This is a genomic window from Streptomyces parvus (assembly GCF_032121415.1).
Taxonomy (GTDB): Bacteria; Actinomycetota; Actinomycetes; order Streptomycetales; family Streptomycetaceae; genus Streptomyces; species Streptomyces globisporus_A.
Map to the genome: position 1 here is coordinate 4892078 of NZ_CP135079.1, position 12556 is coordinate 4904633.

Annotated in this window: 12 protein-coding genes; 6 read left to right on the forward strand and 6 right to left on the reverse strand. The window is 71.7% G+C overall.

Translation table 11 applies throughout. The features are described 5' to 3' along the window. Positions 1-118: 118 nt before the first annotated feature. Entirely contained in the window at positions 119-565 is a 447-nt protein-coding gene (locus tag RNL97_RS23190; protein ID WP_006127595.1) for a DUF2550 domain-containing protein, read from the forward strand. 111 nt (positions 566-676) lie between these two features. Here the strand turns inward: RNL97_RS23190 and RNL97_RS23195 are convergent, their stop codons facing one another. From RNL97_RS23195 to RNL97_RS23205, 3 genes are all read right to left on the reverse strand, one after another. Further along, positions 677-2548, reverse strand: coding sequence for a glycoside hydrolase family 18 chitinase (locus tag RNL97_RS23195; RefSeq protein ID WP_313751144.1), 1872 nt, complete (start codon positions 2546-2548; stop codon positions 677-679). Positions 2549-2715: 167 nt separating this feature from the next. Beyond that, positions 2716-3381 (reverse strand): response regulator, encoded by a 666-nt coding sequence (locus RNL97_RS23200; protein WP_030579822.1) that lies wholly within the window; start codon positions 3379-3381, stop codon positions 2716-2718. Further along, positions 3378-4577: a sensor histidine kinase gene (locus tag RNL97_RS23205; protein ID WP_313751145.1), complete on the reverse strand. Its 1200-nt coding sequence runs from the start codon at positions 4575-4577 to the stop codon at positions 3378-3380. The genes RNL97_RS23200 and RNL97_RS23205 overlap by 4 nt, the downstream gene beginning before the upstream one ends. Before the next feature lie 150 nt (positions 4578-4727). Here RNL97_RS23205 and RNL97_RS23210 point away from each other — a divergent pair, with 150 nt between their 5' ends. Next, positions 4728-5300, forward strand: coding sequence for a hypothetical protein (locus RNL97_RS23210; RefSeq protein WP_313751146.1), 573 nt, complete (start codon positions 4728-4730; stop codon positions 5298-5300). Between the two features lie 10 nt (positions 5301-5310). Here RNL97_RS23210 and RNL97_RS23215 read toward each other — a convergent pair whose 3' ends face one another. From RNL97_RS23215 to RNL97_RS23225, 3 genes are read right to left on the reverse strand one after another with little or no spacing between them, the layout of a single operon-like run. Further along, positions 5311-5883 carry a cob(I)yrinic acid a,c-diamide adenosyltransferase gene (locus tag RNL97_RS23215; protein ID WP_030579832.1) on the reverse strand — a complete coding sequence of 191 codons (573 nt, stop codon included), beginning with the start codon at positions 5881-5883 and terminating at the stop codon, positions 5311-5313. A gap of 13 nt (positions 5884-5896) precedes the next feature. Next, positions 5897-6646 carry an ABC transporter permease gene (locus RNL97_RS23220; RefSeq protein ID WP_313751147.1) on the reverse strand — a complete coding sequence of 250 codons (750 nt, stop codon included), beginning with the start codon at positions 6644-6646 and terminating at the stop codon, positions 5897-5899. 11 nt (positions 6647-6657) lie between these two features. Continuing rightward, positions 6658-7440, reverse strand: coding sequence for an ABC transporter ATP-binding protein (locus tag RNL97_RS23225; RefSeq protein WP_030579838.1), 783 nt, complete (start codon positions 7438-7440; stop codon positions 6658-6660). Between the two features lie 90 nt (positions 7441-7530). Here RNL97_RS23225 and RNL97_RS23230 point away from each other — a divergent pair, with 90 nt between their 5' ends. From RNL97_RS23230 to RNL97_RS23245, 4 genes are all read left to right on the forward strand, one after another. After that, entirely contained in the window at positions 7531-8172 is a 642-nt protein-coding gene (locus RNL97_RS23230; RefSeq protein ID WP_243315170.1) for a TetR/AcrR family transcriptional regulator, read from the forward strand. Between the two features lie 149 nt (positions 8173-8321). Then, a complete protein-coding gene (locus tag RNL97_RS23235) occupies positions 8322-9170 on the forward strand; it encodes a 3-hydroxyacyl-CoA dehydrogenase family protein (protein ID WP_030579844.1) in 849 nt (282 codons plus the stop codon). 278 nt (positions 9171-9448) lie between these two features. Beyond that, complete coding sequence (locus RNL97_RS23240) at positions 9449-9772, forward strand: STAS domain-containing protein (RefSeq protein ID WP_003966237.1); 324 nt, start codon at positions 9449-9451, stop codon at positions 9770-9772. Positions 9773-10010: 238 nt separating this feature from the next. Then, entirely contained in the window at positions 10011-12503 is a 2493-nt protein-coding gene (locus RNL97_RS23245) for an ATP-binding protein (RefSeq protein ID WP_313751148.1), read from the forward strand. Positions 12504-12556 lie beyond the last annotated feature (53 nt).

A 12556-nucleotide genomic window follows, 5' to 3' on the forward strand; every position in this document is an offset into this window, starting at 1 on the left:
GTGTTTTTACTCAGCCGCGGCCCGAGCTGGAGCGATCCAGCCGTGTCGCGGCTGAGGCGATGCAGGTGCAATACGGTTTCGGTGTTCGTTACTCGACGATGCGAGGAGGTCGGTGGAGATGGTCCTCGCATTGTGGGTGGGCTTGTCCGTCGTCGTCATGGTCCTGCTGGGACTGTTCGTCTTCGGTCTGCGCCGGCGGCTGATCCAGCGCTCCGGAGGGACGTTCGACTGCAGTCTGCGCTGGGATGTGTCCGAGGAACCGGACTCCCTCGGCAAAGGCTGGGTGTACGGGGTCGCCCGCTACAGCGGTGACCGCGTCGACTGGTTCCGGGTCTTCTCCTACGCTCCTCGCCCCCGCCGGGGCCTGGAGCGTTCTGCGATCGAGGTGATCGCCCGCCGCATGCCGGAGGGCGAGGAGGAGCTCGCGCTGCTGTCCGACTCCGTCGTGCTCGGCTGTCTCCACCGGGGGACGCGCCTGGAGCTGGCGATGAGCGAGGACGCCCTCACCGGCTTCCTGGCCTGGCTGGAGGCGGCACCGCCCGGCCAGAGGGTGAACGTGGCGTAGCGGAGCGCGTACGGGGCCGTACACAGCGGAAAACCGGGGAGACGGGGGGCGGACCCGTCTCCCCGGTGCTTTTTCCGGGGTGGTGTTGTGAGCTGCGCTACGGCGTGGGGATTACTTCAGGCCGTTGTTGATCGCGCTCACGAGTTCACCGTTGCTGGTGTCACCGGAGAACTCCCAGAAGAACGCGCCTCCCAGGTTCTGGTTCTTGGCCCAGGTCATCTTCGAGCCGATGGTGGCCGGGGTGTCGTAGCTCCACCAGTTGGTGCCGCAGTGGGCGTAGGCGGTGCCGGCGATGGTGCCGGTCGCCGGGCAGGAACTCTTGAGGACCTTGTAGTCCTCGATGCCCGCCTCGTACGTGCCCGAGGCCGCGCCGGTCGCCGTGCCGCCGGGGGCGGACTGGGTGACGCCGGTCCAGCCGCGGCCGTAGAAGCCGATGCCGAGAAGCAGCTTCTTGGCCGGGACGCCCTTCGCCTTCAGCTTGGCGATGGCGTCGGCGGAGGTGAAGCCCTGCTGGGGGATGCCGGCGTACGAGGTCAGCGGGGAGTGCGGGGCCGTCGGGCCCTTGGCCGCCCAGGCGCCGAAGAAGTCGTACGTCATCACGTTGTACCAGTCGAAGGACTGGGCGGCGCCCCCGTAGTCGGCGGCGTCGATCTTGCCGCCGCTGGAGCCGTCCGCGGTGATGGCGGCGGTGACCAGGTTGTTCGGGCCGAACTTGGCCCGCATCGCGTCGGCCATGGTCTTGATCGCGGCCGGGCCGCTGGTGTCACAGGTCAGACCGCAGGCGTTGGGGTACTCCCAGTCCAGGTCGATGCCGTCGAAGACATCGGCCCAGCGGGGGTCCTCGACCAGGTCGTAGCAGGACTGGGCGAAGGCGGCGGGGTTCTGCACGGCCTGGGGGAAGCCGCCGGACCAGGTCCAGCCGCCGAACGACCAGAGGACCTTGATGTGCGGGTACTTGGCCTTCAGCTTGCGCAGCTGGTTGAAGTTGCCGCGCAGCGGCTGGTCCCAGGTGTCCGCGACGCCGTCGACGGACTGGTCGGCGGTGTACGCCTTGTCGTAGTCGGCGTAGGCGTCGCCGATGGTGCACTTGCCGTTCTGCACGTTGCCGAAGGCGTAGTTGATGTGCGTGATCTTCGCGGCCGAGCCCGACGTCACCAGGTTCTTGACGTGGTAGTTGCGCCCGTAGACGCCCCAGTTGGTGAAGTAGCCCAGGTTGATCTTGTCGCCCCCGGGCTGTTCGCCGCCGCCACCGGTGGTGCGCACGGAGACGGAGCCGGAGACCGGGCCGGTCTGGTCGGCGGTGTCCCGGGCCTGCACGGCGTAGGAGTAGTCGGTGCCCGCGGTCAGACCGGTGTTGGTGTACGTCGTGCCGGTGACCGTGGCGACCTTCGCGCCGTCGCGCAGCACGTCGTAGTTCTTGACGCCCTTGTCGTCGGTGGCGGCGCTCCAGCTGAGCTTCACCGAGGTGTCGGTGACCTCGCTGGTGGTCGGGGTGGAGGGGGCCGAGGGCGGGTTGTCACCGGGGACGGAGCCGCCGTCACAGGAGGCGCCGTTCAGCTTGCAGCCCGTGGGGGAGCCGGAGCCGGTGCCGTTGAACCCGAAGCTGACGCTGGCGCCGGGTGCGACGGTCCCGTTCCAGGAGAGGTTCTTGGCGGTGTAGTGGTTGCCGCTCTTGGTGAGGTTGGCGTCCCAGGCGGAGCCCGCCGCGGTGCCCGAGGGGAAGTCCCACTCGATGGTCCAGGAGGAGAGCGCGGTGGTACCGGTGTTCTTCACCGTCCACTGGCCCTCGAAGCCGCTGCCCCAGTCCGACTTCTTGGTGTACGTGGCGGTGGCCGACGCGGCTGCCGAGGCGGGGGTGGCCAGCCCCACCATCGCGGCCAGCGGCACGACCAGCGCGGTCAGGCCCGCGACGATCTTCGATCTGCCGCTGACTGCGGGTATCCATCTGAATCTGGAACGGCGTTGGGGGGTTTCAGTGCTCAACGGTGCTCCTCGGGTGAGGTCCAACAAACGGGGGTGATTCGTGGACTGCAAACCCTGCGCCGCCCTGAGTACGGGTGCTCTCGTACTCACCGCAGTGTGTGTTCGGTGACAGTAGAAAGGTCTGGACCAACCGTCAAGAGGTCTGGACCAAAGATCGAGCCCCCGGGTCAGATCCCCAACTCCTGTGCCAACACCGCCGCCTGAACCCTGCTGCGCAGCTTCAACTTGCCCAGCAATCTGCTGACATGGGTCTTCACCGTGGCCTCGGCCATCGACAGGCGCACCGCGATGTCCGCGTTGGACAGCCCCTCGCCCAGGCACCCCAGCACCTCGCGCTCACGCCGGGTGAGCGCCTCCAGCCCCTCCAGCACCGTGGGATCCGCCGTGCTCCGCTCGCGTACGGCGCCGCCTTCCGCGCCCGCGAACTCGGCGATCAGCCGACGCGTCACCGCCGGGGCGATCAGCCCCTCACCGCGCGCCACCGTCCTTACCGCCTCCAGCAGTTCGCGGGCGTCGGTGTTCTTCAGCAGAAAACCGGAGGCGCCCGCGCGCAGCGCCCCGAAGACGTACTCGTCCAGATCGAACGTGGTCAGCACGAGGACGTCCGCCAGTTCCTGGGCCACCACCTGCCTCGTCGCCGACACCCCGTCCAGCCGTGGCATCTGCACATCCATCAGGACGAGATCCGGCCGGAGTTCACGTGCCAGGCGCACCGCCGCCTCGCCGTCCGCCGCCTCCCCGACGACCTCGATGTCCGGTGCGCTCGACAGGATCAGCACGAGCCCCGCACGCACCGCCGCCTGGTCCTCGGCCACCAGCACCCGGATCGTCATTCCCGCATCTCCCTTTCCCGTAGCGGCAGTTCGGCCCGCACCCGCCAGATCTTCGCGCCGTCGCCGCCCGGTTCGGCCCCCGCCCCGAACGTCCCGCCGAGCAGCGCCACCCGTTCCCGCATCCCCACAAGACCCGCTCCCGAGCCGGGCGCCGTGGGCCCGGTCCGGGTGCCGAACGCACTGGTCACCTCGACCGTCAGCAGCTCCCCGGCCCGGCCGAGCCGCACCACCACCGGGCCCGGCGCCGCGTGCTTGAGGGCGTTGGTCAGGGACTCCTGCACGATCCGGTACGCGGCCAGCTCGACCGGTGTAGGCAGCGCCTGGGCCCCCGGGGCCCGGGTGTCCTCCAGGGTGCAGACGAGCCCGCCGGACGCCCCACCGGCGTTCGTCTGCTCGACCAGGGTGTCCAGAGCCGCCAGCGTGGGTGCGGGGGCCGGGGCGTCGTCCTTGCCGCCCTCCCGCAGCAGCCCGATCAGCCGGCGCATCTCCGCGAGCCCCTCGACGCTGTTCTCCCGGATCACCTTCAGCGCGTTCCGCGAGGTCTCCGGGTCGTCGATGGACAGGGCCGCCGTGGAGTGGATCGCCACGGCGGACAGGTGGCCCGCCACCATGTCGTGCAGCTCCCGGGCCATCCGGGCCCGCTCGGCGATCACCGCCTGTGTCCGGTCCATCTCCGCGAGCCGCGCGGTCTGGGCGGCGGCCAGCCGGGCCGCGTCGGCTGCGGCGCGATGGCTGCGCACACTGACCCCGGTGAGGGCGGGGATGAAGGAGACCAGCCCGATGACCAGGCCGATGAGCAGCGCCTCGGGTTTGCGGAACCAGGCCAGGAAGCCCGTCGTCGACGCCACGGTGATCAGCAGCGTGGCCACCGGGAGGCGGCGGGCGGCGGCCGGGGTTCCGTACAGCACGGCCGCGTACATGACGTCCGTGAACATCAGGACGGTGGCGAGGCTGCCACGGGTGAACTGGTCCGCCACCAGCGCGAGCGTGCCGATGGTCAGCGCCGTGCGCGGGGCGTCGCGGCGCAGCAGCTCGGCCGTGGTCATGACGCTCAGCGGCAGGAGGGTGATCCAGGGCGCGGAGAAGGGGTGGCCGCCCTGGGTATGGAGGCCCAGCAGCCACAGGAGCAGCCCCCCGAGCAGCCCTGAGGCGGCGAGGGCCGCCGCGTCGCGGTCGGGGCGGATCGAGGTGAGCACGCCTCCATCCAACACGCACCGGTGCACCTGGACCTCCCTTCGCGGGCCGATCCGCGACTACATCGAAGGATGCAGTCCGGTTTCGTCACCGCCGACGACGTCACCGCGCCCGGCGGCCGGGAGGCTGGAGGGGAACGGGAGGAGAGAGTCGTGATCGCCCTACTGGTCGTGGCCTGCGAGGTCGCATTCTGGGTACTGCTGGCCGCCGGACTCGCCCTGCGGTACGTCGCGAGGAAGCCGAAGCTCGGCGCGGTCCTGCTGCTGTGCGAGCCGCTGCTGGAGGTGGTGCTGCTCGTGGTGACGGCCGTCGACCTGAAGAACGGCGCCGAGCCGGACTGGAAGCACGGCCTGGCCGCCGTCTACATCGGTTTCACGGTGGGCCTCGGCCACCACACCGTCAAGAAGGTGGACGCCTGGGTCGCCCACCGCTGGTTCGGCGGCCCGCCGCCGGTCAAGCCGCCGAAGTACGGCGCGGCCCGCGCGATCCACGAGTGGCGCACGGCCGCCCGCTGGATCCTCGCCGCGGTGGTCGCCCTGGCCCTGCTCCAGGCGGCGGTCTGGTACGTCGGCCCGGACGGGGCGATCAGCTCGCTGCGGTCCTGGCAGCAGAAGATGGGCATCGTGATCGGGATCAACCTGATCATCGCCGGAAGCTACACGGTCTTCCCGAAGCAGGCTCCCAAGGACGCGGTGACGGACCGCGAGCCCGCCGACCGGTTCTAGGGTCCCGGGCCTACCGCTCGCCGCCCGGCACCCACAGCACGTCCCCGACCTCCTTGTTCGCGCTCCGCGCCAGGATGAACAGGAGGTCGGAGAGCCGGTTGAGGTAGGTGGCGGTGAGGGCGTTCATCGTCTCCCCGTGCACCTCCAGGGCCGCCCAGGTGGACCGCTCGGCCCGCCGGACCACCGTGCACGCCTGGTGCAGCAGCGCCGCCCCCGGCGTACCGCCCGGCAGGATGAAGCTGCGGAGCTTCTCCAGCTCCTCCAGGAAGCGGTCGCAGTCCGCCTCCAGCTTGTCGATGTAGGACTGCTCGACCCGCAGCGGCGGGTACTTCGGGTCCTCGACCACCGGGGTGCTGAGGTCGGCGCCCACGTCGAACAGGTCGTTCTGGACGCGGACGAGGACCTTCACCACGTCCTCGGGCAGCTGCCCGAGCGCGATGGCGGTCCCGATCACCGCGTTGGCCTCGTTGGCGTCCGCGTACGCCGAGATCCGCAGATCGGTCTTGGCGGTGCGGCTCATGTCGCCGAGGGCCGTCGTGCCCTGGTCGCCGGTCCGGGTGTAGATGCGCGTCAGATTGACCATGGGGTCAGCGTAGTTAGGCTCCGGCCCGTCGGAAGACCCGTGTGCCCACCGTCACGGCCGCGGCGGCGAAACCCGCGGCGACCAGGACCCCGTAGAGCATGTGCGTCGTGGCGTACGAGCCCGTGTAGGCGTCCCGCACCGCGTCCACCAGATAGCGGAACGGCGTGAAGTGCGAGAGCACGTCCAGCCAGCCGGGGCCGAGCGTGATGGGCAGCATCAGACCGGAGAGCAGCATGGCCGGCATCGTCACCGCGTTGATCACCGGCCCGAACTCCTGCGGAGTGGCGACGCGCATCACCAGGGCGTACGAGAGCGAGGCCAGCGACAGCGCCAGCACCCCGGTGAACGCGAAACCGATGAGGACGCCCGCCAGTGGGGCGCGCAATCCCATGAGCAGCGCGGCGAGCACCAGCAGGACGGCCTGGAAGGTGAAGAGCAGGGCGTCGCGCAGCACCCGCCCCAGCAGCAGCGCGAGCCGGCTGACCGGGGTGACCCGCATCCGCTCGACCACGCCCGTCGACTTCTCGACGATGATCGCGAAACCGGCGAACGACGCTCCGAAGAGGCTGAGTTGGAGGAGCAGGCCCGGAACCAGGATCTGCCAGGAGTCGGCGGGGGAGCCGAGCGGCAGGTCCTGGAGCAGCGGACCGAAGAAGAGCAGATAGAGCAGCGGCATCAGCATCCCGAAGAAGATCTGGAAACGGGAGCGCAGGGTCTGCCGGGCGTACCGCCCGAAGATGACCGCGGTGTCGTGGACGAGCATCGTCGGGGGTCCTATACGGCTGCGGGGGCGGGGTCGGCGGGGGTGGCGGGGCGGCCGGTGGCGGCCAGGAACGCGTCCTGGAGGGAGGCGCCGGGGGAGTCGGCGTACCGGGTCTTCAGCTCGGCCGGAGTGCCCTCGGCGACCACCGTGCCGCCGTCGACGATGATCAGCCGGTCGGCGAGCGCGTCGGCCTCGTCGAGGTAGTGCGTGGTCAGGACGACGGTGGTGCCGTCCCTGTCGCGCAGGCCCCGCACCAGGTCCCACAGGTCGGCCCGGCTGCCGGGGTCCAGGCCCGTGGTCGGCTCGTCGAGGAAGAGCACGGCCGGGCGGTGGGTGAGGCCCATGGCGATGTCGAGCCGCCGCCGCTGGCCCCCGGAGAGGCTCCCCGCCTTCCGGTCGAGCAGTCCGTCGAGACCGAGCGCGGCGGCCAGCTCCTCGGCGCGCTCCGCCGCCTCCGCCCGGCTCAGCCGGTACAGCCTGCCCTGGGTGACCAGCTCCTCCCGGACGGTCAGGAACGGGTCGACGCCGCCGGACTGGGCGACGTACCCGCAGACGGCGCGGACGGCCGCCGGGTCGGCGAGCAGGTCGTGGCCGGCCACGGTGGCGGCCCCGCCCGTCGGGGTGAGCAACGTGGTGAGCATGCGCAGGGTGGTCGTCTTGCCCGCGCCGTTGGGGCCGAGGAGGGCGACGATCTCTCCCGCGCGGATGGTCAGGTCGACGCAGCGGACGGCTTCCACCGGGCCGTTCGGGGTCGTGAAGGTCCGGGCCAGCCCGGAGGTGCTGATGACGGTCATGGGGCCAGAAAAACAGAGCAAGGCCAAAATTGCAATGACACCAAAAATTCAGAGACTCCATGACGGTGTGGCGCGTCCTACGATGGAGGCATGGCTGAGGGACTCAGGGAACGCAAGAAGCGCCAGGCCAAGCAGCGCATCTCGGACATGGCGACCGGGCTGTTCCTCGAACACGGATTCGTGACGGTGACCGTCGCCGAGATCGCCGAACTGGCCGACGTCTCCGTCAACACCGTCTATAACTACTTCCCGGCCAAGGAGGACCTCTTCCTCGACCGGATGAAGCACGTCACCCAGCGCGTCGCCCGGTACGTCCGCGCCCGCGACCAGGGAGAGTCGGCCGCCGAAGCCGTCCTGCGCGAGATACGCGCCGCCGTCGTCGCCGTCTCCCCGGATTTCGGGCTCATGGACGGCTTCGCCGACTTCATGCGCGTCATCGAGGACGCCCCCACCCTCAAGGCCCGTCTCTGGTACCTCCAGCAGGAGGTGCTCCAGGCAGTCGTCGCCGCCCTCCGCGAGGACACCGGCGCGAGCGAGGACGACCCGCTGCCGCTCCTCGTCGGCGGCCAGATCGCCTGGATCGAAGGCGCCCTGGTCGGCTACGTCAGCCAGGAGATGATGAAGGGCCGCAAGGCCGTCGACGTCTCCCGCGACGCCCTCGGGGTCCTCGACGAGATCGAGGGGCTGCTCGGCGATCAGGTCCTCAACTACGCGCGGCGCGGAGCCGAATGACGCCTCCCGGTGTGATGTCCGTCATCTGAGACGTGACGCGCATCTCTTCACCGCCCCAGCGCGCCCGACGAGTACTAACCTCCGCCGGAGAGTATGTGAACCCCCGTGAACTCAAGCGCACGGGCGAACAGAAACCAAGGGGTGCGAACGTGGCCAGGAAGCTCGCCGTCATCGGTGCCGGACTGATGGGATCCGGGATCGCGCAGGTCTCCGCCCAGGCGGGCTGGGACGTCGTGCTGCGGGACGTCACCGACGCCGCGCTGACCCGGGGCCGCGACGGGATCAAGGCTTCGTACGACAAGTTCGTCGCCAAGGGCAAGGTGGAGGCGGCCGACGCCGAGGCCGCGCTCGCCCGCATCACCACGACCACCGACCTCGACGCCGTGGCCGACGCGGACATCGTCGTGGAGGCCGTCTTCGAGAAGCTCGAAGTCAAGCACGAGATCTTCCGTGCCCTCGACAAGGTCGTCGGCGAGCACACCGTCCTCGCCTCCAACACCTCCGCCATCCCGATCACCAAGATCGCGGCCGTGACCGAGCGTCCGGAGCGCGTCGTCGGCGTGCACTTCTTCTCGCCGGTCCCGATGATGCAGCTCTGCGAGCTGGTGCGCGGCTACAAGACCAGCGACGAAACCCTCGCCACCGCAAGGGAGTTCGCCGAGTCGGTCGGCAAGACCTGCATTGTCGTCAACCGCGACGTGGCGGGCTTCGTCACCACCCGGCTCATCTCGGCGCTCGTCGTCGAGGCCGCCAAGCTGTACGAGTCGGGCGTCGCGACCGCCGAGGACATCGACATCGCCTGCAAGCTCGGCTTCGGCCACGCCATGGGCCCGCTCGCCACCGCGGACCTGACCGGCGTCGACATCCTGCTGCACGCCACGAGCAACATCTACACCGAGTCGCAGGACGAGAAGTTCGCCGCCCCCGAGCTGATGCGCCGGATGGTCGACGCAGGTGACATCGGGCGCAAGAGCGGGCAGGGCTTCTACACCTACTGATCGGGATCCCGCACGGATCCCGATCGGATCAGCCCCCTCCGCCCGGCCGGCCCACCGCCGTCCGGGTCGGCGGAGCCGGGGATCCTCCCCGGCGGAGACCGGAAGCCGACGAACCGGAGTCACTCCACCGAGTGAATTCGGTATCGGTTCGCTTACAGACGGCAACTTCCCCGTCGCCGCGGCAGTCAGTGGTGGCAGAGGCACGGCCGGCGGCGGCGGCGGACCAGACGGACAGACAGACCGACGGACCTACTACGGAGCATGACCGGGGAGCGCATATGCACATCAGGGGCGACCACGCCGAGCTGGTCGTCGGGGGCCGCCTCGACGTCCGAAGCGCGGCGGACGCCCGTACGGTCCTGCACTCCGCCGTGGACGACGGAGTCGGCGACCTCGTGCTGGACCTGACCGAGCTGGACTCCTGGGACGCCACCGGGCTCGGCGTCATCATGGGGGCCCACCGCCGGGCCGGACGGGCCGGCCGCCGCCTCGTGCTGCGCGGCGTGCCGCCGCAGATGCAGCGCCTCCTGGTGGCCACCCGGCTGCACCGCATCCTGGCCATCGAGGGCGGCATCGCCGCGGAGTCGCTGCCGCGCGTCTGAGGGGCGCCCGGCGGACGGGCACGGGCATCAGGCGCGGAAGTCACGCAATCCTCACCGGAACGTGACGTCCTGGACGGCGTGGCACCCCGGCGCTTTATGCATACTGTGCCAAGGTCTAGGGTTCGGCCGTCCGCCGAATGACAACGAACCCATGGCGGACACCGGACCGGAAGCGACAGCGGGGCGCGTGTGAGGCCGGGAGGGGCAACCGCGCACGACGCGTCTGGGGGACTTTGCGATGGACCCGACACACCGGGCACCCGATGAGTACGGGCAGGGACACGACGGCTGCGGTGGCCGGCCCGGCCACCGCCGGCCGTCCCGCGACTCCGGCGGCGCCGACTTCGGCCCGCAGACACCCCAGCAGGTCCGCGTCGTCCAGGTGACCGCGGGCGACCTGCTGCTCACGGTCAACCCCGTCGACGGCAGCGAGGTCGAGGCGATTCCGCCCGGCTCCGGCCCCGACGCCCCGGTCCGCCGCACCGCCGCCGAACGCGCCGACCACGAACGCGCCGGCGCGCCCCCCGTGCCCGCCGGCCCGCCCGCCCCGCAGCTGCCGCTCCTGGAGCGCCAGGAGGAGCGCGAGCGCCTGGTCCGCCTGCTGGCGCGCGGCCGCAGCGTCCGCCTCACCGGCCAGCCCGGCTCCGGCCGCACCGCCCTGCTCGACGCCGTCGCCTCCGACTGCGCCGACCTGGCCCCCGACGGGGTCGTCCGCCTCAACGGCCGCGGCCGCACCGGCGCCGACCTGCTGCACGCCCTCTTCGACGCCGTCTACAAGGCCCCCGGCCACCGCCCCGACCGCGACGAACTGCTCGCGCTCGTCCGCTCGATCGGCGCCGTCGTCACCATCGACGACCTGGAGATCGGCGGAGCGGCCCTCGACGAAGTGCTCGCCGCCACCCCCGAGTGCGCCTTCCTGCTCGCCGCCACCACCGACACCACCCCCGGCGTCGACGCCCACCTGGAGGAGGTACTCCTCGCCGGCCTCGGCCGCGGCGCCTCGCTCACCCTGCTGGAGAAGGTCGTCGAGCGCCCCCTCACCGAGGAGGAGCGGAACTGGGCGGGCGACCTCTGGTTCGAGTCCGAGGGCCTGCCGCTCCGCTTCGTCCAGGCCGGATCCCTCCTCGTCCAGCGCGACCGGCTGCGCGCCGCCCCCGAGGAAGCCTTCGACGAGTACGACTACTTCGAGCCACGCGCGGACGACGCGCCCCCGCCCCCCGCCGCACCGTCCGCCGACGCCCTCGACGTCCCCCTGCCGAGCCTCGGCGAGGGCGCCGCCCCCGCCGAGCTGCTCGCCTCCCGGCTCAGCGAGGCGGCCCGCGCCACCCTGCGCTTCGCCGTCGCCCTCGGCGGCGAGGTGCCCCACCAGGCCCATCTGCCGGCCCTCGTGGGCGACACCCACGCGGACGCCGCGCTCGGCGAACTGGCGGGCTGCCATCTGCTCTCACCGGCCGGCCCGCGCTACCGCCTCGCCGCCGGCGTCCTCGCCCAACTCGTGGCCGCCGGGTACGAGGACGACGCCGCCACCCACGCCCGTACCGCCGCCCAGCACTACGCCTGGTGGACCTCGCACCCCTCGGTCACCCCGCAGCGGGCCGTCGCCGAGGCCGACGCGATCGTCGCCTCCCTGGCCCGGCTGGTCCCGGGCGACGAGGCGGGGGCGGCCAGCGCGGCCGTCCTGCTGGCCCGCAGCGCCTCCCCGGCCTTCGCCGCGGGTCTGGGCTGGGGAGCCTGGGAGCGGGCGCTCAGGATCGGCCAGGAGGCCGCCAGGATCGCCGGTGAGGTCGCCGAAGAGGCGTACTTCCACCACGAGTTGGGTGTCCTCGCGCTCTGCACCGGCAACCCGGACCGGGCCCGGACCGAGCTGGAGACCTCGATCGGGATGCGTGGCGCGCTCGCCGACAGGTCCGGGGCCGTGGCCGGACGCCGCGCCCTCGCCCTGGTCGCGGACCGCTCCGGCGACTTCGCCCCCCTCGGCGGGACCCCCTCGGGCGACGAGGCGACCGCCGTACGCCAGGACCTTCCGGGTACGCCGCCGGGCGGGATACCCGGGGCGCCGCTGTTCCTCCGCAACACCGCCGAGGAGGAGTCCACGGTCATCTCCCCGCTGCCGCCCGGCCCCGCCGCGCGCAAGGTCTCCGGCCGTGCCGTCCTGGGCGGCGCCCGGCGCAACCTGGCCGCCGCGGGCGCGGGCGCCCTGCTGATCGCGGTGCTCGGCACCGTCGTCACCCTCGGCGTCACCTCGGACGGCGACGAGCCGGACAGCCGCAACGTCACCACCGAGCAGACGGCCACCGAGGACCCGGCCGACGACGGCCTGCCCGCCGACGAGACGGACGACGGCTCGTCCCCGGCCGGGGCGTCCACCGGCGAGACGTCCGCGACCCCGAGCGCCTCGGACTCCGCGAGCCCCAGCACCTCCGGATCGCCCTCCCCGAGCGCCTCATCGTCGAGCGGTACGCCACCGACGGGCGAGCCGACGGACGGGGAGAGCAGCACGCCGGGAGAGCCGACGCCGACCGGGAAGCCGACCAAGCCGCCGACGACTCCGCCCACCACCCCGCCGACGACCCCGCCCACCGAGACGCCGACGACCCCGCCGACCGAGCCGCCCACCGACGGGCCGGAGCCGCCTCCGGCGGAGGGCTCCTCCTCGGCGAGCGGGCCGGTGGAATCCGCCTCCGCCCCCGTCGAGTCCGCGAGCGCACCGGAGTCCGGCCCGACGGCCTGAGCGGGCCGGACAGCAGAGAGCCGGGTGGTTCACGCGGAAGCGTGAACCACCCG